We start from the raw sequence: 21,949 nt of genomic DNA on the forward strand, positions 1-21,949 counted from the left end.
GCTGCCGCAGGCTGCGATCTTTTCTTTTAATGCCCCGCAGTTTTGGAGAACAGCTGAATTACCACAACACCCAGCACAATCAACCCCATCCCCAGCATCGCTGGCACGTCCAGCTTCTGCCCGTAGATAAACAGCGCCGCAACGCTGACCATCACGATCCCCATGCCGGCCCACACCGCATAAGCCACACCGACCGGCACGCTGCGCACCACCAGCGTCAGCATCCAGAAGGCGATGCCGTAGCCGACAATCACCAGGATCAGCGGCAGTGGCGTGCTGAAACCCTTGACCGCTTTCATCGAGACAGTGGCGATCACTTCGGCGCAGATGGCAATGGCCAGGTAGTAGTAAGCGGTCATGGGGGCGTCCTCGTGTGAAGCGTTGCTTTCTGAGTCGGCATTCTAGAGTTAATCCAGATGCGGTAAAGTCATTACCTATCTGTTCTAAAGATGGGTTGCTCATGAACATGCAATGGAATCTGGAACAGCTGCGGCTGTTTGTCAGCGTAGCGGAGCAGCGTTCGTTTTCCGCCGTCGCGCGCGATCAACGCAAGGCGCAGTCGGCAGTCAGCAGTTCGATTGCGCTGCTGGAAGAGGATTTGGGGGTGAGCCTGTTCGATCGCAGCAGCGGCCGTCAGCCAAAACTCACCGAGGCGGGCAATGCGTTGCTGGAGGAAGCGCGGGAGGTCTTGCGCCAGTGTGAGCGCCTGAACGGGCGGGCGCTGGCGATGATGCGCGGGCAGGAGGCGCGCATCCGGTTGGCACAAGACGAAGCCATGCCTTTTCAACCGGTGATCGACAGCCTCGACGCCCTGGCCAAGCAGTTCCCAAGCCTGGAAGTGCAATTGTCCAACGGCACCCAGGGCGATGTGGCCCGAAAGCTGTTGGATCGCCGGGCCGACCTCGGGTTGCTGTTCTACCACGAGCAAATTCCCGAGGCCCTGGAGCGGCGGGTGCTGGGCAGTATCGAAATGGTCACGGTCTGCGGGGTCGGTCATCCGCTGGCGGCGTTGACGGCGGTCGACGGCCAGCAACTGGCCCGGCATCGGCAGCTGCTGATGGCCGCGCAATCCAGCGTCTATCCTGGCAGTGAGCCGGCCAGCCCGCAGGTGTGGCGCGCCGACAGCTTTTACGTCATCGCCGAATTGCTGATGCGCGGCCTCGGATGGGCCTGGCTGCCGCGCAACGTCGTGCAGTATTCGGGCTATCACAGTCAGATGGTCGAACTGGTCAGCGAATGGACCCCGCCGGCACTGGTGGTGGAACTGGTCTGGCGCCGCGATGAGCCGCTCGGTCCGGCGGCCCGTTGGTTGGCGGAACGTTTTGCCGTGCACTTGCAGGCGATCGGCGAAAAAACCGATAAACTCCGCCGCCATGAATAGAACTCTCTACACCGCGCTGTTTTACCTGGGGCTGCCATTGGTAGCGATTCGGCTGTGGCTGCGCTCGCGCAAGGCGCCGGCGTATGCCAAGCGCATTGGCGAGCGTTTTTCCCTTGGGCTGCCGCCGATGAAGCCGGGCGGGATCTGGGTGCACGCGGTGTCGGTTGGCGAAAGCATTGCTGCGGCACCGATGATTCGTGCGTTGCTGCAACGTTATCCACAGCTGCCGATCACCGTAACCTGCATGACCCCGACCGGTTCGGAGCGCATCCAGGCCCTGTTTGCCAATGAGCCGCGCATCCAGCACTGCTATTTGCCGTACGACTTGCCTTGCGCAGCGGCACGCTTCCTCGACCGGGTCCGGCCGACACTGGCGGTAATCATGGAAACCGAGCTCTGGCCCAACCACATTCACCAATGCGCCAAACGCGGGATTCCGGTGGCGCTGGCCAATGCGCGGCTTTCTGAGCGCTCGGCCAAGGGCTATGGCCGCTTCAATAAACTGACCCAGCCGATGCTGGCTGAAATGAGCCTGTTCGCCGTGCAGACCGAAGCCGAGGCCCAGCGCTTCCGCGAACTGGGTGCGCGTGAGCAAACCGTGGAAGTGACCGGCTCGATCAAGTTCGACCTGACCATCGACCCGCAACTGCTACAGCGTGCCGCCCAATTGCGTGCGCAGTGGCAGGCAGTGGAGCGTCCGGTGTGGATCGCCGCGAGTACCCACGAAGGTGAAGACGAAGTCGTGCTGGCGGCGCATCGTCAGTTGCTGGCCAATCATCCCGATGCGTTGCTGATTCTGGTGCCGCGTCACCCCGAGCGATTCAATGCGGTGTTCGAGTTGTGCCGGCAGCAGAGGTTCGCCACGGTACGCCGTTCCACGGGGGAGCCGGTCACTGCCACGACGTCGGTGCTGGTGGGCGACTCCATGGGTGAGCTGCTGTTTCTGTATGCGCTGGCCGACAGTGCGTTTGTCGGCGGCAGCCTGGTGCCGAACGGCGGGCATAACCTGCTGGAACCGGCCGCCTTGGCCAAACCGGTATTGAGCGGGCCGCACCTGTTCAACTTCCTCGAAATCGCCGCGCAATTGCGAAGTGCCGGGGCGTTGCAGGAAGTGGAGGATGCCGAGGGTCTGGCGCTGGCCGTGCAGCGGTTGTTCGAATTGCCGCGAGATGCACAGCGGATGGCGGAAGCGGGGTTGAGGGTGATGCGCATGAATCAGGGCGCGTTGCAGCGATTGTTGGATGGGTTGGGGCGGTTGATCGACCGTTAGACCGAGGTGCCTTCCTTCGCGAGCAAGCCCGCTCCCACATTCGACCGGGGTTTTCCAGATGGAATACGGTCAACTGTGGGAGCGGGCTTGCTCGCGAATGCTTTTAAGGCCGGGCTTTAAGCTGTTCAGCCGCAGCCTTGGCCAGGTCCGGCGGCAGGAAGTCCTTGTCCGGGTTGTAATCGGCCTTCAGATAACGCGCCAGATCCTGCAAGTCCCCCGGGTTCAACGTGCCCGCCGCTTGCTTCAAGCGCAGGTTGTCGAGGATGTAGTCGTAGCGCGTGTTGTTGTAGTCGCGCACCGACGTGTAGAGCTGGCGCTGCGCATCCAGCACATCGACGATGTTGCGCGTGCCCACCTGATAACCGATTTCGGTCGCTTCCACCGCGCTCTGGTTGGAGATGATCGACTGCTTGCGCGCCTGAACCTGCTCGACGTCGGTGTTCACCGCGCGGTGCAGGTTGCGCGTGCTTTCGACGATTTGTCGACGCAGGGATTCGCGTTGCTGCTCGGACTGGTCCAGTTGTGCATAGGACTGGCGCACCTGGGAGTTGATCAGGCCGCCGCTGTAGATCGGGATGTTCAGTTGCAAGCCCACGGTCGTTTGCTCGACATTGCCACCGTAAGGTTGGCCAAAAGCGTTCGGGTTGCTGAAGCCCAACGCATCGTTGTCGCCTTTCTCATATTTCGCCACGGCATCGACGGTCGGCGCATGGCCGGCCTTGCGCTGCTTGAGTGTTTCTTCGGCGGCGCTTACGGCGTAGTTGCTCGCTAGCAGATTGAGGTTCTGTCTGGCTGCCGTGTCGACCCAGGCCTTGGCGTCGTTCGGCGCTGGCGGCAGGATCGGCAAGTTATGGGAAATGCCCCAGATCGAGTTGTACTGACGGTTGGTCAGGGTGATCAGGGCTTCGAACGCATCATCCACCTGGCGCTGTGCGACGATTCTGTTGGCGCGTGCGGTGTCGTAGCTGGCCTGCGATTGCAGCACGTCGGTCTTGTCCGAAAGACCGACGTCGAAGCGTTCGTTGGACTGATCGAGCTGGCGTTTGAACGCGGCTTCCTCGGCCTTGGTCGAGGCCAGGTTGTCCTGGGTCCGCAAGACGTTGAAGTAGCTGTCGGCGGATTGCAGGATCAGGTTTTGCTCGGTCGCCGAGAGTTGCAGTGCGGCCTGTTCGTTGACGTCCTTGGCGGCCTGGAACTGGAACCAGCGATCGGCACGGAACAGTGGTTGAGCCAGGGTCGCTTGATACGAGTGGGCATTACGGTTGGCAGTGGCCGAAGGCTGGTCGAGCGCGGTGCGCACGTTGGCCAGTTCGGCGCCGCCCGAGAGATTGGGCAACAGGCCGGCACGGGCCTGGGGCACGACTTCTTTCTGCGCGCCATATTGGGCGACGGCGGCTGCGAGGTCGGCGTTGTTGTCTTTCGCTTCCTGGTACACGCTGACCAGGTCGTTTTTGGTCGATAAGGGCGCTTCTGCTGCCCAAACCATTCCATTGGACGCACAAGACACGGCAACGGCCAGTGAGAGTTTGCGCAGCATGAGGTCATCCCTAAAAATTACGCTGATAATTTGAGCGCCAAAGGTAAGGCGCCGACCATGCAGCGTCAATGCACAGCATGGCGTTGCGAGTGTAGTTGCGCACACGTTCGGCAACAATCGTCTAATTGCGCCATTCATCATGGTGTTTACCGCGGTGTTGGCGTTCTTTGTCAGTTGTGTCTAGACTGGCCGGGTTCTTGTCGGGGTGCCTTGCTATGAGGCTGAGATCGAATAATTTCGGATCCCGTTGAACCTGATCAGGTTAGCGCCTGCGTAGGGAACAAGATTTCTCGTCACCCGGCGAGTCCTCTTGTGCTTCGTCCGGGATGTTGTTCGACAATCGAACACCCCTCGAGCACTGAGCACAGCACCAACGGCTTCGTCATGGCTGATTGGTCGCGTCCATTCGTTACAGGTTCGCTCCGACAAAATTCCACTGCCTGGATGCTGTCTGGAGAGCCCGTGATGACGATAAAACTAAAAGACACTACGAACCTGAGTGATTCGGCCCAAGTCGATCAACAATCGGTTCAGCCATTTACCCGCTCGCAAAAAATCTATGTTCAGGGCTCTCGTCCGGACATCCTCGTGCCAATGCGCGAAATCAGCCTCGATGTGACGCCGACCGACTTCGGCGGCGAGATCAACGCGCCGGTGGTTGTGTACGACACCTCGGGCCCGTACACCGACCCCAACGTCATCATTGATGTGCGCAAAGGCTTGGCCGATGTGCGTTCGCCGTGGATCGAAGCCCGTGGCGACACCGAACGCCTGCCTGGCCTGAGCTCCAACTTCGGCAAGGAACGCCTCGCCGATCCAGAGCTGACCAAGCTGCGTTTCGCCCACGTGAACAACCCGCGCCGCTCCAAGGCCGGTGGCAATGTCAGCCAAATGCACTACGCCCGCAAAGGCATCATCACGCCTGAGATGGAATTCGTTGCCATCCGCGAAAACATGAAGCTCGAAGTGGCGCGTGCGGCAGGCCTGCTGGATCAGCAACACGCCGGTTACAGCTTCGGCGCCAGCGTACCGAAAATCATCACCCCCGAATTTGTCCGTGAAGAGATCGCCCGCGGTCGCGCGATCATTCCAGCCAACATCAACCACACCGAACTGGAACCGATGATCATCGGCCGTAACTTCCTGGTGAAGATCAACGGCAACATTGGCAACAGCGCCTTGGGTTCGTCCATCGAAGAAGAAGTGGCGAAACTGACCTGGGGCATTCGTTGGGGCGCGGACAACATCATGGACTTGTCGACCGGCAAGCACATTCATGAAACCCGCGAGTGGATCATCCGTAACTCGCCGGTGCCGATCGGTACGGTGCCGATTTATCAGGCGCTGGAAAAAGTCGGCGGCGCCGCCGAAGACCTGACGTGGGAGCTGTTCCGTGACACGCTGATCGAGCAGGCCGAGCAAGGCGTCGACTACTTCACCATCCATGCTGGCGTGCTGTTGCGCTACGTGCCGCTGACCGCCAAGCGCGTGACCGGCATCGTGTCCCGCGGCGGTTCGATCATGGCCAAGTGGTGCCTGGCGCACCACAAGGAAAACTTCGCCTACACGCATTTCGAAGAGATCTGCGAAATCATGAAGGCCTACGACGTCAGCTTCTCGCTGGGCGACGGCTTGCGTCCGGGTTCGATTGCCGACGCCAACGACGCCGCGCAATTCGGTGAGTTGGAAACCCTTGGCGAGCTGACCAAGATCGCCTGGAAGCATGACGTGCAAACCATGATCGAGGGCCCGGGCCACGTGCCGATGCAGTTGATCAAAGAGAACATGGACAAGCAGCTCGAGTGCTGCGACGAGGCGCCGTTCTACACCCTCGGCCCGCTGACCACCGACATCGCACCGGGCTACGACCACATCACCTCCGGTATTGGTGCGGCGATGATCGGCTGGTTCGGTTGCGCGATGCTCTGCTACGTGACGCCGAAGGAACACTTGGGCCTGCCGAACAAGGATGACGTGAAGACCGGGATCATCACCTACAAGATCGCCGCGCATGCCGCCGATCTGGCCAAAGGTCATCCGGGGGCGCAGATCCGCGACAATGCCTTGAGCAAGGCGCGTTTCGAATTCCGCTGGGAAGACCAGTTCAACCTGGGCCTGGATCCGGACACCGCTCGCTCGTATCACGATGAAACCCTGCCGAAGGATTCGGCCAAGGTCGCGCACTTCTGCTCCATGTGCGGGCCGAAATTCTGCTCGATGAAAATCACCCAGGAAGTCCGCGAATACGCGGCCAACCAGAAGATTGAATCGGTGGATGCCGAAGTCGCCCAGGGATTGGCGGAACAGGCTGAGCGGTTCAAGAAAGAAGGCAGTCAGCTGTACAAGAAGGTTTGACTCGGTAGCCCTGTGGCGAGGGGATTTATCCCCGTTCGACTGCGAAGCAGTCGCAATCCTGCAAATGCGGTGTAACTGATACACCGTGGTTGCAGGTTTTGGGGCCGCACGCGGCCCAACGGGGATGAATCCCCTCACCACAAGGGATCGGTGGTCAACACAACAACAAATGTCCCTCTGAGATAACACCCTTGAGCATTCAACCCAGCACTTACTCACCCGACATCGCCGTACCAATCGACAAACGTGTCTTCGGCGGTCGCGATCTGTTTTCCCTGTGGTTCTCCCTCGGCATCGGCCTGATGGTGCTGCAGACCGGCGCACTGCTCGCGCCAGGCCTGGGCTTGCCCGGCTCGCTGCTGGCGATCTTCCTCGGCACCCTGGTCGGCGTTCTGCTGCTGGCCGCCGTCGGCGTGATCGGCAGCGACACCGGCCTGTCGTCGATGGCCGCGCTCAAACTCAGCCTCGGCAAACATGGCGCGAGTCTGCCCGCCGTGCTCAATCTGCTGCAACTGATCGGTTGGGGCTCGTTCGAAATCATCGTTATGCGCGACGCCGCCAGCCTGCTGGGCGCGCGGGCGTTCAGCGAAGGCAGCCTGCTGTCGAGTCCGCTGCTCTGGACCCTGTTTTTCGGCGCCTTGGCAACGTTGCTGGCCGTCAGCGGTCCGCTGACATTCGTGCGGCAGATCCTGCGCAAGTGGGGCATCTGGCTGCTGCTGGCGGCGTGCATCTGGCTCACCTGGAACCTGTTCGCCAAAGCCGATCTGGCCGCGTTGTGGGCACAGGCCGGTGATGGTTCGATGCCGTTCGCCGTGGGTTTCGACATCGCCATCGCCATGCCGCTGTCGTGGCTGCCGCTGATTGCCGACTATTCGCGTTTCGGCAAGCGTGCGAAAAACGTGTTCGGCGGTACGGCGCTGGGCTTCTTCATCGGTAACTTCTGGCTGATGAGCCTCGGCGTGGCCTACACCCTGGCGTTTGCGCCGAGCGGTGAAGTGAATGCCTTGCTGTTGGCGCTGGCCGGTGCTGGCCTGGGGATTCCGCTGCTGCTGATCTTGCTGGATGAGTCGGAAAACGCCTTTGCCGATATTCACTCGGCGGCCGTTTCCAGCGGGATTCTGCTGCGCCTGAAAGTTGAGCACCTGGCCCTGGCCATCGGCGTGATCTGCACACTGATCGCGTGCCTGGCGCCGTTGGCCCAGTACCAGAACTTCCTGCTGTTGATCGGCTCGGTGTTTGCGCCGCTGTTCGGCGTGGTGCTGGTGGATCACTTCATCCTGCGCAAGCGTTCGGCACGCGTCGCGTCAGCCGCATTGCGCTGGCCGGCATTGCTCGCCTGGTTGGGCGGGGTCAGCACGTATCACTTGCTGGCGAATCTGTACCCGGACATCGGTGCAACCCTGCCGTCGTTGATTCTGGCAGGGCTGCTGCAACTCGTGCTGGGTCGGGCTTTCAGTTACGGCCAGGAAACAGCTCGGGCTTGAGAATGCCGTTCAGGCGAGGGTAGGGGATCTTCAGCTCGACGTGACCCAGCGCGTAAGGCGCGATGGTGCTCACTTCGTACTTGAGGATCACCCCGCCATAGGTCAGCGCCACGTTCTGGGTTTTCTGGAACGGCCAGCTCTTTACGAACTCCGGTTCCTGATCGAGCTTGGTGCTGATCAGCCAACTGTTGTGCGCGACCTGCGCGGCTTTCCAGAACGCCTCTTCCTGTCCTGGCAGCAACATGTCCGACAACGTCAACACCTTATGCTGCTGGCGCGAATAGTTGATGAAGCTGCGGCCCGGTGTGCCATGCGCACCGCCGGTGTCCAGGTAGCTGGAAAACTCAACGATCACCAAGCCGTCATGCTGCTCGCGTACTTTGGCTTGCAGGTAGCTGCTGTAGCGCGGGCCGGCGGTGCGCAAAAATTCTTCGCGATAAGCGGCCAGCGTTGGCGCCACCGGGGCGTCGGGCGAGGTACGGGTCATTTGCAGCAGGCGTTTTTCGATGATGCCGTCCAGTGCGGGTTCGGCGGGGAAACGCAGCGTATCGATGTTCACCAACGGGCAGTCGGGTGTGGTGCAGCCCGGCTTCAGCTGTTCGGAAGCGTCGCGGACAGTTTCCAGCGGCGCCCGGTAGTTGGGCTGGAACAGGCTCTGGCAAGCGCCCAGGGTCAGGGCGATTGCGGCCATGGAGGCGATTTTAAAAAGCGACATGGGCGTCCTTCATAAAACAGGGAAAGGCGAAAAGTTATCCGCTTCGACTCTCAACGAAGCAGTCAGTTCGCCACTAAGCTAATTAGAGTTGGTTTCGCCCTCACCGTCTATCCCGCTGACGGGAAAGGGGCTGCATCAAACGCCGAGAGCGCGTTAGGATGGCGCGAAGTCGAGGTTGGAGCCTCGGTGTAGATACGAGGATTGTCATGACTGATTTTGCCAGCGCCATTCCGACCGCCGTTGATATCGTCCGGCGCGAAAAATGCTACGAGGGCTTTTACAAGCTCGATCGCGTGCATTTGCGCCACGAATTGTTCGCCGGCGGCATGAGCCGCGAGATTCATCGTGAAGTGTTCGTACGCCATGATGCGGTGTGCGTATTGCCTTACGATCCGCAGCGCGACGAAGTGGTGTTGATCGAGCAGTTTCGCGTCGGTGCCATGGGCAAGACCGAGAACCCGTGGCTGATTGAACTGGTCGCTGGTCTGATCGACAAGGATGAAGTACCGGAAGAAGTTGCTCACCGCGAGGCGCAGGAGGAAGCTGGGCTTGTATTCGGGGCGCTCTGGCCGATGATCAAATATTTTCCATCGCCAGGCGGCAGCAGTGAATTCGTGCATTTGTACCTGGGGCGTTGCAAGACAACCGGGGTCGGCGGCCTGCATGGGCTGGAGGAAGAAGCAGAAGATATCCGCGTCACGGTCTGGGCGTTCGAAGATGCCTTGCAGGCCGTACGCGACGGACGAATTGCCAACGCGGCCAGCATCATTGCCTTGCAATGGTTAGCTTTGAACCGCGCTGAAGTGAGGGGGTTATGGTCGTAAACAAGCTGCGCGATCGCTATCGGGTCGACCTCGTAGGGCTGCAAGCGTCCTGCGAGGCGAACTACGCGCGCCTGATGCGGCTGCTGCCAGACATGCGTAACGAGCCAGAGGCGCGGCGCATCGCCGTCACCCACGGCGACCAGATGCTTGGCGTGCTGGCGCTGGAAGTGCTGCAGGTCTGTCCGTACACCACGACCCTGCTAGTGCGCCAGGAACACAGCCTGCCGTGGCTGCCAGTGCCGCAACTGGAAGTTCAGGTCTATCACGACGCGTGCATGGCCGAAGTGGTCAGCGCTGAGCATGCACGACGCTTTCGCGGCATCTACCCTTACCCGAACGCCTCGATGCACCAGCCGGACGAAAAGGCCCAGCTGAACATGTTCCTGGGCGAATGGCTGAGCCATTGCCTGGCGTGTGGGCATGAGTACGCCGTCGTTCGATAGATGTGAACTGCGTCAGGTTCACAGGTTTCCCCTTTTGATCGTCCCCCAGCATAATTGCGGCACTCATCCATCCCTAGATTCAGCCTTGGGAGAACGCCTTGCCGAGCGTATCCACATTGACTACCGCCGATTCGGCGTTGCTGGTGCAACTGTCCGACAGTCATCTGTTTGCCGAGGCGGACGGTACGCTGCTGGGCATGAATACCCGCGACAGCCTGCAAAAGGTCATCGAGTTGGTGCGGGTGCAGCAGCCGAAGATTGACCTGATCATTGCCAGCGGTGATCTGTCTCAAGACGGGACGCTGGAGTCGTACCAGCAGTTTCGCGACCTGACGCGACAGCTCGATGCGCCGGCGCGGTGGATTCCGGGTAATCACGATGAGCCGCAAGTCATGGCCGAAGCCGCTGTGCAGAGTGCGTTGCTGGAGCCGGTGGTGGATGTCGGCAACTGGCGGGTGACGTTGCTCGACTCGGCGGTGCCGGGTTCGGTGCCGGGGTATTTGCAGGATGAGCAGCTGCAGTTACTGGCCCGTTCGCTGAGCGAAGCGCCGGAACGGCATCACCTGGTGTGTTTTCACCATCATCCGGTGTCGATTGGCTGTGCGTGGATGGAGCCGATTGGGTTGCGTAATCCAGAAGCCTTGTTTGCGGTGCTGGATCGCTTTCCGCAGGTGCGTGCTGTGTTGTGGGGGCATGTGCATCAGGAGATCGACGAGGATCGCAATGGCGTGCGCCTGATCGCGTCGCCGTCGACCTGCATTCAGTTCGAGCCGGGGAGTGAGGATTTCAGGGTGAGTGAGCAGGCGCCGGGCTATCGCTGGTTGCGGCTGTTGCCGGATGGCCAGCTCGACACCGGCGTGGAACGCGTTACCGGCTTCGACTTCCAGGTCGATTACGGCTCTAACGGTTACTGACGGTTGTGAACTTGGCGGCCTGCGAGCCGACCATGTTGTGGTTGACCGGGTACATATCCATTTCTGCGGTAACGGCCGCTGACGGTTTCGCCCTGACGGCGACTCACTTTTTTTTCAAACGCCAAAAAAAAGTAAGCAAAAAAAGGCTCGCCCCGAGCGTCCGGCCCCTCGCTAAGGCTCGGCGTTCCTTCGCTCCGGTATCCATCCGGGGACACTGCCCTCCGGTCTGCTTCGCGACGACCTACATGCAGCGTGTTCGACTGCGTCGAACGGCGCTGCGCGCCACTCCCCGGATGAACACCTCCACTCAGCCTCCCGAAGGGGCGGGTGGATCAAGATCAAGAGCTGCAGGCGAGCTAACGCTCGGCCTGATGAGTGGTGAAAAGCGGGCGTTCGCCTTTGACTCTGTAGGAGCTGCCGAAGGCTGCGATCTTTTGATCTTGGCGGCCTGCCAGCCGACCAGTCCCCCCAGCTGTACCCAAGTTCCTGTGGGAGCGAACCTGCTCGCGATAGCGTCCGCACAGACGACCCAATTCTTGCTGATATCCCCGATTCCCCGTCACCCTGTAAACTGCGCCTCTTTACCCGACGCGCAGGGAGTTCATATGTCCGGTTCGATCCTCTACATCCACGGTTTCAACAGCGCGCCGGCCTCGAAAAAGGCCACTCAGTTGATGCAGGTGATGGAGCGTCTGGGCTTGAGCGATCAATTGCGCGTTCCGGCCTTGCATCACCATCCACGCGAGGCCATCGGTCAGCTGGAACAGGCAATTTCAGCGCTGGACCGGCCACTGCTGGTCGGCAGCTCACTCGGCGGCTACTATGCGACTCACTTGGCCGAACGCCATGGCCTCAAGGCCCTGTTGATCAACCCTGCCGTCAGTCCGCACCGGATGTTCGACGGGTTTCTGGGGACGCAGAAAAACCTGTATACCGATGAAGCCTGGGAGTTGACCCACGACCATGTGACGGCCCTGGCCGAGCTGGAAGTGCCGGCGCCCCAGGATCCGCAGCGCTATCAGGTATGGTTGCAGACCGGCGACGAAACGCTGGACTATCGCCTCGCCCAGCAGTATTACCGGGCCTGTGCCTTGCGTATCCAGGCCGGCGGCGACCATAGTTTCCAGGGTTTTGCCGTACAACTTCCGGCAATGCTGAGTTTTGCCGGCATCGGCGCAGATTTGTATCAGGCGATCGATTTCACTGCACTGTGAGTCGTCGCCTCTTTTTTACAGAACACTTTTTATAAAGGCGGACGACGAGACCCCATGGCCACTCCCAGCGCTAGCTCTTATAACGCAGACGCCATCGAAGTCCTCTCGGGCCTCGACCCGGTGCGTAAACGCCCCGGCATGTACACCGACACCAGTCGGCCGAACCACCTCGCCCAGGAAGTCATCGACAACAGCGTCGACGAAGCCTTGGCGGGGCACGCGACGTCGGTGCAAGTCATCCTGCACGCCGATCACTCGCTGGAAGTCAGCGATGATGGCCGTGGCATGCCGGTGGACATTCACCCGGAAGAAGGTGTGTCGGGCGTCGAGCTGATCCTCACCAAACTCCACGCCGGCGGCAAGTTTTCCAACAAGAACTACCAGTTCTCCGGCGGTCTGCACGGGGTGGGTATTTCGGTGGTCAACGCCTTGTCGACCGAAGTCCGGGTGCGCGTGAAGCGCGACGGCAACGAATACCAGATGACCTTCGCCGACGGTTACAAGAAAACCGAGCTGGAAGTCATCGGCACGGTCGGCAAGCGCAACACCGGCACCAGCGTGTTCTTCGCGCCGGACCCGAAATACTTCGATTCACCCAAATTCTCCATCAGCCGCCTCAAGCACGTGCTCAAGGCCAAAGCCGTTCTGTGCCCGGGGCTGCTGGTCAGTTTTGAAGACAAGGCCACCGGCGAGAAAGTCGAATGGCATTACGAAGACGGCCTGCGCTCCTACCTGGTGGACGCGGTCAGCGAATTCGAACGCCTGCCGGACGAGCCGTTCTGCGGCAGCCTGGCCGGTAATAAAGAAGCGGTCGACTGGGCGCTGCTGTGGCTGCCGGAAGGTGGCGACAGCGTGCAGGAAAGCTACGTCAACCTGATCCCGACGGCGCAGGGTGGTACCCACGTCAACGGTCTGCGTCAGGGTTTGCTCGATGCGATGCGCGAGTTTTGTGAATTCCGCAGCCTGCTGCCGCGCGGCGTGAAACTGGCGCCGGAAGACGTCTGGGAACGCATCGCCTTCGTGCTGTCGATGAAGATGCAGGAGCCGCAATTCTCCGGCCAGACCAAAGAGCGTCTGTCGTCCCGTGAAGCGGCTGCGTTTGTTTCCGGCGTGGTCAAGGACGCGTTCAGCCTGTGGCTCAACGCCCACCCGGAAACCGGCATGCTGCTGGCGGAACTGGCGATCAACAACGCCGGCCGCCGTTTGAAGGCCAGCAAAAAGGTCGAGCGCAAACGCATCACGGCAGGGCCGGCACTGCCAGGCAAACTCGCCGACTGTGCCGGGCAGGACCCGATGCGTTCCGAGCTGTTCCTGGTGGAAGGTGACTCCGCCGGCGGTTCTGCCAAGCAAGCGCGGGACAAGGAATTTCAAGCGATCCTGCCGTTGCGCGGCAAGATTCTGAACACCTGGGAAGTCGACGGCAGCGAAGTACTGGCCAGCCAGGAAGTGCACAACATCGCCGTGGCCATCGGGGTCGATCCAGGCTCGGCGGACATCGCCCAGCTGCGCTACGGCAAAATCTGCATCCTCGCCGACGCCGACTCCGACGGCCTGCACATCGCCACGCTGCTGTGCGCGCTGTTCGTCCAGCATTTCCGCCCGTTGGTGGATGCCGGTCACGTCTACGTCGCGATGCCGCCGCTGTACCGCATCGACCTCGGCAAAGAGATTTATTATGCGCTGGACGAAGCCGAGCGCGATGGCATCCTTGATCGTCTGGTGGCCGAGAAGAAACGCGGCAAACCGCAGGTCACCCGATTCAAAGGCCTGGGTGAAATGAACCCGCCGCAATTGCGCGAAACCACCATGGACCCGAACACGCGGCGCCTGGTGCAGCTGACCCTGGACGATTTTGAAGCGACTTCGGAAATGATGGACATGTTGCTGGCGAAGAAACGCGCCGGTGATCGTAAATCCTGGCTGGAATCCAAAGGCAACCTGGCCGAGGTTCTTGGCTGATGCGGGTTGGCTTTGCCCTGGCGTGTGCGGTACTCCTGACCTCGGTTTCGGCATTTGCCGAACCTGCCCCGGAGTTGCGCCTGTTGTCCGAGCATCCGGTTGACGGCATGCGCGGCGGCAACCTGTCCGGGCTGGCCCAGTGCGGCAAGGACTTGTGGACGGTTTCTGATCGCGATGATGATCAGATCTACCGCCTCGACACCCGCGAAAACACCTGGCAGGCCGAAACCGTGCGCATCGGTGTGCCGTTGGTGCCTGACAGCGGGTTGCCGTGGGGCTTGCGCTCGCGCACCTGGGCGGCGTCGTTCGTGCGGGGCGGCGATCTGGATTTCGAAGGCATCACCTGCGACGGCGCCGGTAATCGCTACATTGTCAGCGAGTCCCATGCCGCCGTGTTGCAGGTGCCGCTGGTCGGGCCTGCGTCCTGGCTGAAAATCTCGCCGATGCTGGTTCGCGAAGCGCGGGCCAGTGGCATGCTGTTGCACTTCAATGCATTGTTCGAAGGGCTGGCGATCAATCCGGCCGGTGACCAGCTTTGGTTGGCGGCCGAGCGTGAACGCCGGGGTCTATTGCTGATCAAGCGCAAGCAAACCGTCTGGGATTGCGACGGCGGCTGTGTGCTGCTGAGCGAGGCCGGGTTGGAAATGCAGCCGGCGCAGTTTCCCAAGGCCAGGGCGGTCTCTCGGGATTTTGCCGATCTGTCGTTGTTCAATGGCAAGCTGTTCACCCTTGAACGCAATGCGTTTCAGATATGTCGCCGTGACGCGGTAACGGCCAAGGTCGAGCGTTGCTGGTCGTTTGCCGACGAGGCGTTGCAGGAAAATCGTCGTTATGCACAGGCGTATGGCCTGGCAGAAGCGCTGATCGTGGACGCCGACGGCGCCTGGGTCGGCATCGACAACAACGACGGTGCCCGCGCCGATGGCGAGATCCGCCCGATCGTCTGGCGTTTCGCCGCGCCTGAAGGTGGCTGGAGCGCCAGGCCATGACGCCGCAAACGCCGGGCCAGCGCGCCGGTCGGGTATTCATGGTGTTGGCCTGGTGCGCCGCGTTGTTTCTGGCGACGCGGTTTTTTGCCGACTGGGAAGCGCGTCAGCAGAATCCCAACGTTGTCGTCAGCTCGGAACAGGGCGAAGGTTTTATCGAAGTGAAACTGGTCAGCAACCATCAGGGACACTTTGTCGCCAGCGGTCATATCAATGGCCAGCCGGTGGATTTCATGCTCGATACCGGGGCGACGGATGTGTCTATCCCGGCCAGTCTGGCCGAACGGCTAAAGTTGGAGGAGGGCTTCGGGGTGACCTTGAGTACCGCCAACGGACTTAGCCAGGGTTATCGAACCCGCATCGACCGGCTGCAGGTGGGCGACATTGTGCTGCGTGATGTTCGCGCACTGGTCGCGCTCGGCCTGGATGGCAATCAAGTGCTGCTCGGTATGAGCGCGCTGAACAAACTTGAATTTACCCAGCGCGGTGGCACCATGCTGCTGCGCCAGACAACGAACCGATGAGGCCCGCATGAGCGACTCCCTTGATCTCAGCCTGGACGGTGTAGAACGCCGGTCACTGGCTGACTTCACCGAAAATGCCTACCTCAACTACTCCATGTACGTGATCATGGACCGTGCCTTGCCGCATATCGGCGACGGCCTGAAACCGGTACAGCGACGCATCATCTATGCGATGAGCGAGTTGGGGCTGGACGCCGATTCCAAGCACAAGAAGTCGGCGCGTACCGTCGGCGACGTGCTCGGTAAGTTCCACCCGCACGGCGACTCGGCCTGCTACGAAGCCATGGTCCTGATGGCCCAGCCGTTCAGCTACCGCTACACGCTGGTCGACGGCCAGGGTAACTGGGGTGCGCCGGATGATCCCAAGTCCTTCGCCGCCATGCGTTACACCGAAGCACGGCTGTCGCGTTATTCCGAAGTGCTGCTCAGCGAACTGGGCCAGGGCACCGCGGACTGGGGTCCGAACTTCGACGGCACCCTCGACGAGCCGCTGGTGTTGCCGGCGCGTTTGCCGAACATCCTGCTCAACGGCACCACCGGCATCGCCGTGGGCATGGCCACCGACGTACCGCCGCACAACCTGCGCGAAGTCGCCACCGCTTGCGTGCGTTTGCTCGATGAGCCAAAAGCCACGGTCGAACAGCTCTGTGAACACATCCAGGGCCCGGATTACCCGACCGAAGCGGAAATCATCACCCCGCGCGCCGACCTGCTGAAAATCTACGAAACCGGCAAGGGCTCGGTGCGAATGCGCGCCGTGTACCACATCGAAGACGGCGACATCATCGTCACCGCGCTGCCACATCAGGTTTCCGGTGCCAAGGTGCTGGAACAGATCGCCGCGATGATGCAGGCCAAACCGTCCAAAGCCCCGCAGATTGCTGATCTGCGCGACGAGTCCGACCATGAAAACCCGTGCCGGATCGTGATCATTCCGGGCGCGCGCAAGAACTTTGACCACGATGCGCTGATGCAACACCTGTTCGCCAGTACGGAGCTGGAGTCGAGCTACCGGGTCAACATCAACATCATCGGTCTGGACGGCAAACCGCAGTTGAAAAACCTGCGGGCATTGCTGGTCGAATGGCTGGAATTCCGCGTCAACACCGTGCGGCGTCGCCTGCAGTTCCGTCTCGACAAGGTTGAGCGTCGCCTGCACTTGTTGGACGGTTTGTTGATTGCCTACCTCAATCTGGATGAAGTGATCCACATCATCCGCACTGAGGAACACCCTAAAGCCGCGCTCATTGCCCGTTTCGCCCTGAGCGAAATCCAGGCCGACTACATCCTCGACACCCGTTTGCGTCAGTTGGCGCGGCTGGAAGAAATGAAGCTGCGTGCCGAGCAGGATGAACTGCTCAAGGAACAAGCCAAGCTGCAAGCCCTGCTGGGCAGCGAAGCCAAGCTGAAAAAACTGGTGCGCACCGAGCTGATCAAGGACGCCGAAACGTACGGCGACGATCGTCGTTCACCGATCGTCGAGCGTACCGAGGCCAAGGCCTTGACCGAGCACGATCTGCTGCCGAACGAGAAGGTGAGTGTCGTGCTGTCGGAAAAAGGCTGGGTGCGCTCAGCCAAAGGTCACGAAATCGACGCCACCGGGCTTTCCTACAAGGCCGGGGATGGTTTCAAAGCCTTGGCGGCGGGTCGCTCCAACCAGTTTGCGGTGTTTATCGATTCCACCGGACGCAGCTATTCCGTGGCCGCGCACACGCTGCCATCGGCCCGTGGCCAGGGCGAACCGTTGACCGGTCGGCTGACGCCGCCACCAGGCGCAACTTTCGAGTGCGTGTTGATGCCGGAAGACGATTCGCTGTATGTGATCGCCTCCGACGCCGGTTACGGTTTTGTGGTCAAGGGTGAAGACTTCCAGGCCAAGAACAAGGCCGGTAAAGCCCTGCTGAGCCTGCCGAACAACTCCAAAGTCATCCTGCCGCGTCCGGTGGCCGATCGCGAGAACAACTGGCTGGCTTCGGTAACGACCGAAGGTCGCCTGTTGATCTTCAAGATCAGCGACCTGCCACAATTAGGTAAGGGCAAAGGCAACAAGATCATCGGGATCTCCGGTGAGCGTGTGGCCAGTCGCGAAGAATACGTCACGGACATCGCGGTACTGCCGGAAGGCGCCACGTTGGTGCTTCAGGCCGGAAAACGTACCTTGTCACTGAAAGCGGACGACCTCGAACACTACAAAGGTGAGCGTGGGCGTCGTGGCAACAAACTGCCACGTGGCTTTCAGCGGGTGGATGCGCTGCTCGTCGAAAACCTCAATTAAGCGTCCTAGAGCGCTCGATCTACGATTTAACGCGTAGATCGACGCATTGGCGCTGGAGTCGGAACGCATATTCACGGATGATATGGCCTTTCAAGCGCCGGCGTGGCCGAGCGTTCTTCATATTTATTGAGTATTTTCACTGTGGTTAGCCTTGTGGCAACCACCTGGATGGGACGATGACTGCTCTGCGCCTTCCTTTTATTTTGATGCTCGCTGGCGTTCTTGGCCTGGCGGGTTGCAGCGTTCACCAGCCGGTGTCGCTGTATCAGCTGGACAGCGGAAGTCCGGTTCAGCCTGCGCAGAGCGCTGGCATGGCCGTATTGCTGGGCCCGGTAACGGTCGCCGATTACCTGCAACGCGAAACGCTGTTGCAGCGTCAGCCGGATGGCAGCCTGCAAGCGGCTACCGATGGTCGTTGGGCGGGTAGCCTGTCTTCCGATATCGATCAGCTGTTGTTGCGTCAGGTAGCCGGTCACCTGGACAGCCAGCGTGTGGTGCTGGCGCCGGCGACGTTGGGCTTTGCGCCGGATGTTCAGGTTTTGCTGACCATCACGCGCCTGGACTCGGGTGAACTGCAACCGGCGATCCTTGATGCGCAGTGGCGTCTGATCGACCGTCGTGGTCAGGTTCGCGATAACCGCATCATTCATTTGCAGGAACAGCACGCTGGCGGTACGGCGGCTCAGGTTCAGGCGCAGGGCATATTGTTACAGCGTCTGGCGGAGCAATTGTCGGTGGCGCTCAAGCCGCTGGCCAATCAGCCGCCGATTGCCGAAGCACCGCGCAAACCGGCGGCCAAGCCGGTGGCGCCTGCGGCGGAACAGGACAAACAACCGAAGATTCCGATGGCTTCGCCAATCCGTACGGATATGGAAGTGTTCAGGTTCTGAATCTGGATTGATCCAACACAAAGCCCGCATTGATGCGGGCTTTGTTGTTTCTGCAGGCTGGATCTCCACTGAATGTCCCGGCCCTTTCGCGAGCAGGCTCGCTCCCACAGTGGACGTGTGGGTAGCCGAGATCCCTTGTGGGAGCGAGCCTGCTCGCGAAAGGGCCGGGACAGGCAACAAAAAAGCCCGCAGACGAGTGATCATCTGCGGGCTTTTTTATTCAGAAGCCAAAAGATCGCAGCCTTCGGCGGCTCCTACGCCCGACGCTCATGCATCCGCGCCAGTTGCCGCTCCAGCATCGACGGATAAGGCTCCATCAACCGCTCCACGCAGCAAGCACCTTCAGGGCTGGCAATCGGACGGATCCGCGCACGCTGGCGAATCAGCGGGTCGTCGTTGATCTTGCGCTCCACCAGCAGCAGGTTGCGGCTGTGTTGTGACAAGGCCAGGGCATCTTGGGCTGTGTCGGTCAGCAACAAGTCGATCTGGCTCAGGCCGAACAGATCGTCACCGAGGGTCAGGCCCAGTTGCAATTGCAGGGTAATCCCGCTGTCCGCGACTTCGATCTGCAACTGATGGCCCAGCGCTCGCAGCAACTCACCGCAGCAAATGGCATTGGTCAGGTAGTCGTCGCCGCTGTCTTCGGAGTGGAACAGCATCAACGTGCTGCCATCGTTCAAGGTGTGCAGCTCGCTCTCGTACAGCGAAGCCGCCTGGTCGAGGCAATCGCGATAACGTTTAAGCAGTTCTTCCAGGCGCGTGCGGGGCAGGCGCCGCAGTTGCTCCTGGGAACCCAGCTGCACGGCCAGGACCGCACTGTGCTGCGGCACGTTCGAGGCAATCGGTCGCGCGGCCGGTTTTGGCGCGCTGTCGCCCGAGTCATCGCGCAGGTCGGCAAATGGATCTTCGTCATCGTCGTCTTCGACAGTGCTGACAACGTGCCGTGGCGCAGGCTTCATTGCGGCCATCGGACGGCTTTCGTCGAAGCTTGGGTCCCGCAGGTTGCGCACTTCGAAGCCCGGTTCCGCATCGTCGTAATCGACGTCGTCGAACTCAGGTTCCGGCACGGGCTCCGGCTCGGCCGGTTCCGGCGCGAAATTGGCGTGCAGCTGGCGAGCCAGGTCGCCGATTTCATCCTGACGCTCGGTGGCCGGGGTGAACTCGTCGATATTGCGCAGCCATACGCGCAATTGCATGAGCGGCGTGGAGATGTGCCGACCCAGGCGCAGGCTCAAGGCCAGGGACAAGGCCAGCAGGATTGCGCTCAAAATGCCCATGCTTTGCAGGCTGATGGTCATCGGCTGCTGGAATTGATCCATGTCGAGGCTGATGCGCAGTTGCCCGGCGGTCACGTCCTGGAACGTGATCTTGCTCTGGTACATGCCCTCGGCTTCGCCCAGCAGGCTGTGCTTGGGACGCTGACCCGCTTCGGCGAGGATGCGGTTATCCACGCTATAGATAGCCGCGTGGGCCACCAGCTTGTTTTTGGTCAGGTTATTGAGCAGCACGTTCAGGCTAAGGATGTCGTTGGACACCAATAGCTCGGTGGCCGAGGTGGCCGTCTGCGTGGTCAGGCTTTCGCCCAGCGCATCTGCCTGCTCGTGCATGGCCTGCTTGAACTGCAAACCCATCACACAGGCGTAGATCACCAGGGCCAGTGCGACCAGGATCACGTTATGGCTGGCGATGCGCAATGCAATCGGTACACGGCGATGGCGCAGTGCCCGGAAGATCAGCAGAAAGAAGTTGTCGGTTTTTACTGGCGTGGGCCGGTTCACTTGAGCTCGGCTCTTTTGTCCGTGAAGTTGACGCGCAGTATAGCGATAGGCCCTAGGCCGGCAAAGCGCTCACGGTGCCCGATGGTCACTGAAAGTGGGTAGAATGCGGTTTTTTTCCACCTGCGGGGGTGCGCCTTGCGCGAAATCGTCCTGATAAACATCACGGGAGTCGACCGTCCGGGTCTGACTGCGGCCATTACCGGCGTTCTGGCCCAGGGTGGTGTGAACATTCTCGACATCGGCCAGGCGGTGATCCACGACACCCTGTCGTTCGGCATCCTGGTTGAAATTCCTGATACCGAGCAAGGCAAGTCGGTGCTCAAGGACATCCTGTTCACGGCTTACAAGCTCGATCAGCAGGTGCGTTTCACGCCGGTGTCCGAAGAGGACTACCAGCAATGGGTCGGCAACCAGGGCAAAAAACGCCACATCGTCACCCTGTTGACCCGCAAAGTGACGGCGGGCCAATTGCAGGCCGTGAGCTCGATCACTGCCAAATACGGCTTGAACATCGATCACATCGATCGCCTGTCCGGGCGCATGCCGCTCGACACGCCGGCCGATCAGGGCAAAGGCTGCATCGAGTTTTCCGTGCGTGGCGAAGCGGCGGATCCGCAAGCGTTGCGGGCCGAGTTCCTCAGCGTTGCCCAGGAATTGAATGTCGACATCGCCTTCCAGGAAGATTCGCTGTTCCGTCGCAACCGGCGCCTGGCGGTATTCGACATGGATTCGACGCTGATCGAAGCCGAAGTCATCGACGAACTGGCCAAGGCTGCCGGCGTGGGTGAGCAGGTGTCCGAAATCACCGAGCGCGCCATGGCCGGGGAGCTGGATTTCCGCGCCAGCTTCAAGGAGCGCCTGGCCTTGTTGAAAGGGCTGGACGTCAGCGTGCTGGATTCGATTGGCGCCTCGTTGCGTCTGACCGAAGGCGCTGAAACGCTGTTTGCCGAACTCAAGCGTCTGGGCTACAAGACCGCGATCCTGTCCGGCGGGTTTACCTACTTCGCCAAGCAATTGCAGGCCAAGTTGGGCATCGACTATGTGTTCGCCAACGAACTGGAAGTGGTCGACGGCAAGGTCACCGGGGTCGCGGTCGAGCCGATTGTCGATGCGCAACGCAAGGCGGATCTGCTGCGTGAACTGGCCCACAAGGAAGGCTTGCGCCTGGAGCAGACCATCGCAGTCGGCGACGGTGCCAACGATCTGCCGATGCTGGCGATTGCCGGGTTGGGCGTGGCGTTCCGTGCCAAGCCGTTGGTGAAGCAATCGGCGAAGCAGGCGATTTCGACCCTTGGGCTGGATGGCGTGCTGTATCTGTTGGGCTTCCGGGATCGCGACGGGCAGCTCTGATTAAGATCAAAAGATCGCAGCCTGCGGCAGCTCCTACAGTTGGAATGCGT

At 60.7% G+C, this 21,949-nt stretch carries 18 protein-coding genes and 1 riboswitch; of the genes, 14 read left to right on the plus strand and 4 right to left on the minus strand.

Annotated features, from left to right (window positions below; genetic code table 11):
• Positions 1-26: 26 nt before the first annotated feature.
• Positions 27-359, minus strand: coding sequence for a DMT family transporter (locus ACA052_RS02310; RefSeq protein ID WP_123402464.1), 333 nt, complete (start codon positions 357-359; stop codon positions 27-29).
• Between the two features lie 101 nt (positions 360-460).
• On the opposite strand from ACA052_RS02310, the gene ACA052_RS02315 reads away from it, so the two are divergent.
• Positions 461-1,381 carry a LysR family transcriptional regulator gene (locus ACA052_RS02315; protein ID WP_497648221.1) on the plus strand — a complete coding sequence of 307 codons (921 nt, stop codon included), beginning with the start codon at positions 461-463 and terminating at the stop codon, positions 1,379-1,381.
• Positions 1,374-2,651, plus strand: coding sequence for a lipid IV(A) 3-deoxy-D-manno-octulosonic acid transferase (gene waaA, locus ACA052_RS02320; RefSeq protein WP_497648222.1), 1,278 nt, complete (start codon positions 1,374-1,376; stop codon positions 2,649-2,651). The genes ACA052_RS02315 and waaA overlap by 8 nt, the downstream gene beginning before the upstream one ends.
• Before the next feature lie 103 nt (positions 2,652-2,754).
• Here the strand turns inward: waaA and ACA052_RS02325 are convergent, their stop codons facing one another.
• Positions 2,755-4,188 (minus strand): TolC family outer membrane protein, encoded by a 1,434-nt coding sequence (locus ACA052_RS02325; protein WP_497648223.1) that lies wholly within the window; start codon positions 4,186-4,188, stop codon positions 2,755-2,757.
• 191 nt (positions 4,189-4,379) lie between these two features.
• Positions 4,380-4,485: riboswitch (TPP riboswitch) on the plus strand.
• Positions 4,486-4,653: 168 nt separating this feature from the next.
• Here ACA052_RS02325 and thiC point away from each other — a divergent pair.
• Positions 4,654-6,543 (plus strand): phosphomethylpyrimidine synthase ThiC, encoded by a 1,890-nt coding sequence (gene thiC / locus ACA052_RS02330; RefSeq protein WP_497648224.1) that lies wholly within the window; start codon positions 4,654-4,656, stop codon positions 6,541-6,543.
• Positions 6,544-6,734: 191 nt separating this feature from the next.
• Positions 6,735-8,027, plus strand: coding sequence for a putative hydroxymethylpyrimidine transporter CytX (cytX, locus tag ACA052_RS02335; RefSeq protein WP_497648225.1), 1,293 nt, complete (start codon positions 6,735-6,737; stop codon positions 8,025-8,027).
• Here cytX and ACA052_RS02340 read toward each other — a convergent pair.
• Positions 7,996-8,742: an RsiV family protein gene (locus tag ACA052_RS02340; protein ID WP_497648226.1), complete on the minus strand. Its 747-nt coding sequence runs from the start codon at positions 8,740-8,742 to the stop codon at positions 7,996-7,998. The two genes, cytX and ACA052_RS02340, sit on opposite strands and share 32 nt — an antisense overlap.
• A gap of 206 nt (positions 8,743-8,948) precedes the next feature.
• Here ACA052_RS02340 and ACA052_RS02345 point away from each other — a divergent pair, with 206 nt between their 5' ends.
• The 9 genes from ACA052_RS02345 to ACA052_RS02385 all read left to right on the plus strand — a co-directional run bounded on the left by ACA052_RS02345 (position 8,949) and on the right by ACA052_RS02385 (position 18,771).
• Positions 8,949-9,566: an NUDIX domain-containing protein gene (locus ACA052_RS02345; protein ID WP_497648227.1), complete on the plus strand. Its 618-nt coding sequence runs from the start codon at positions 8,949-8,951 to the stop codon at positions 9,564-9,566.
• A complete protein-coding gene (locus ACA052_RS02350; RefSeq protein ID WP_095127423.1) occupies positions 9,557-10,009 on the plus strand; it encodes a DUF1249 domain-containing protein in 453 nt (150 codons plus the stop codon). The genes ACA052_RS02345 and ACA052_RS02350 overlap by 10 nt, the downstream gene beginning before the upstream one ends.
• Positions 10,010-10,107: 98 nt before the next feature.
• Positions 10,108-10,923, plus strand: a complete 816-nt coding sequence (gene cpdA / locus ACA052_RS02355) for a 3',5'-cyclic-AMP phosphodiesterase (protein WP_497648228.1) — start codon at positions 10,108-10,110, stop codon at positions 10,921-10,923.
• A 605-nt stretch (positions 10,924-11,528) separates the two neighbouring features.
• The gene (locus tag ACA052_RS02360) at positions 11,529-12,137 is read left to right on the plus strand and encodes a YqiA/YcfP family alpha/beta fold hydrolase (RefSeq protein ID WP_497648229.1); all 609 of its coding nucleotides are present in this window, start codon (positions 11,529-11,531) and stop codon (positions 12,135-12,137) included.
• Between the two features lie 54 nt (positions 12,138-12,191).
• The gene (gene parE, locus ACA052_RS02365) at positions 12,192-14,096 is read left to right on the plus strand and encodes a DNA topoisomerase IV subunit B (RefSeq protein ID WP_497648230.1); all 1,905 of its coding nucleotides are present in this window, start codon (positions 12,192-12,194) and stop codon (positions 14,094-14,096) included.
• Entirely contained in the window at positions 14,096-15,085 is a 990-nt protein-coding gene (locus ACA052_RS02370) for an esterase-like activity of phytase family protein (protein ID WP_497648231.1), read from the plus strand. Before parE ends, ACA052_RS02370 begins: the two co-directional genes overlap by 1 nt.
• Positions 15,082-15,606: a retropepsin-like aspartic protease family protein gene (locus ACA052_RS02375; protein WP_497648232.1), complete on the plus strand. Its 525-nt coding sequence runs from the start codon at positions 15,082-15,084 to the stop codon at positions 15,604-15,606. The genes ACA052_RS02370 and ACA052_RS02375 overlap by 4 nt, the downstream gene beginning before the upstream one ends.
• A 7-nt stretch (positions 15,607-15,613) precedes the next feature.
• On the plus strand, positions 15,614-17,881 hold the full coding sequence (gene parC / locus ACA052_RS02380) for a DNA topoisomerase IV subunit A (RefSeq protein ID WP_497648233.1): 2,268 nt from the start codon (positions 15,614-15,616) through the stop codon (positions 17,879-17,881).
• Positions 17,882-18,057: 176 nt separating this feature from the next.
• A complete protein-coding gene (locus ACA052_RS02385) occupies positions 18,058-18,771 on the plus strand; it encodes a PqiC family protein (RefSeq protein ID WP_497648234.1) in 714 nt (237 codons plus the stop codon).
• Between the two features lie 254 nt (positions 18,772-19,025).
• Here ACA052_RS02385 and ACA052_RS02390 read toward each other — a convergent pair whose 3' ends face one another.
• The gene (locus ACA052_RS02390) at positions 19,026-20,549 is read right to left on the minus strand and encodes an AhpA/YtjB family protein (protein WP_497648235.1); all 1,524 of its coding nucleotides are present in this window, start codon (positions 20,547-20,549) and stop codon (positions 19,026-19,028) included.
• 135 nt (positions 20,550-20,684) lie between these two features.
• Between ACA052_RS02390 and serB the strand changes: the two genes are divergently transcribed.
• Positions 20,685-21,899 carry a phosphoserine phosphatase SerB gene (gene serB, locus ACA052_RS02395; protein WP_497648236.1) on the plus strand — a complete coding sequence of 405 codons (1,215 nt, stop codon included), beginning with the start codon at positions 20,685-20,687 and terminating at the stop codon, positions 21,897-21,899.
• Positions 21,900-21,949 lie beyond the last annotated feature (50 nt).

The organism is Pseudomonas sp. LBUM1644 (assembly GCF_059716195.1).

What these genes read in the sequence shown, in the direction of transcription:
- ACA052_RS02310 (WP_123402464.1), bottom strand. Translation starts at nt 359, where the DNA reads ATGACCGCTTACTACTACCTGGCCATTGCCATCTGCGCCGAAGTGATC.
- ACA052_RS02315 (WP_497648221.1), top strand. Translation starts at nt 461, where the DNA reads ATGAACATGCAATGGAATCTGGAACAGCTGCGGCTGTTTGTCAGCGTA.
- waaA (WP_497648222.1), top strand. Translation starts at nt 1,374, where the DNA reads ATGAATAGAACTCTCTACACCGCGCTGTTTTACCTGGGGCTGCCATTG.
- ACA052_RS02325 (WP_497648223.1), bottom strand. Translation starts at nt 4,188, where the DNA reads ATGCTGCGCAAACTCTCACTGGCCGTTGCCGTGTCTTGTGCGTCCAAT.
- thiC (WP_497648224.1), top strand. Translation starts at nt 4,654, where the DNA reads ATGACGATAAAACTAAAAGACACTACGAACCTGAGTGATTCGGCCCAA.
- ACA052_RS02340 (WP_497648226.1), bottom strand. Translation starts at nt 8,742, where the DNA reads ATGTCGCTTTTTAAAATCGCCTCCATGGCCGCAATCGCCCTGACCCTG.
- ACA052_RS02345 (WP_497648227.1), top strand. Translation starts at nt 8,949, where the DNA reads ATGACTGATTTTGCCAGCGCCATTCCGACCGCCGTTGATATCGTCCGG.
- ACA052_RS02350 (WP_095127423.1), top strand. Translation starts at nt 9,557, where the DNA reads ATGGTCGTAAACAAGCTGCGCGATCGCTATCGGGTCGACCTCGTAGGG.
- ACA052_RS02360 (WP_497648229.1), top strand. Translation starts at nt 11,529, where the DNA reads ATGTCCGGTTCGATCCTCTACATCCACGGTTTCAACAGCGCGCCGGCC.
- parE (WP_497648230.1), top strand. Translation starts at nt 12,192, where the DNA reads ATGGCCACTCCCAGCGCTAGCTCTTATAACGCAGACGCCATCGAAGTC.
- ACA052_RS02370 (WP_497648231.1), top strand. Translation starts at nt 14,096, where the DNA reads ATGCGGGTTGGCTTTGCCCTGGCGTGTGCGGTACTCCTGACCTCGGTT.
- ACA052_RS02375 (WP_497648232.1), top strand. Translation starts at nt 15,082, where the DNA reads ATGACGCCGCAAACGCCGGGCCAGCGCGCCGGTCGGGTATTCATGGTG.
- parC (WP_497648233.1), top strand. Translation starts at nt 15,614, where the DNA reads ATGAGCGACTCCCTTGATCTCAGCCTGGACGGTGTAGAACGCCGGTCA.
- ACA052_RS02385 (WP_497648234.1), top strand. Translation starts at nt 18,058, where the DNA reads ATGACTGCTCTGCGCCTTCCTTTTATTTTGATGCTCGCTGGCGTTCTT.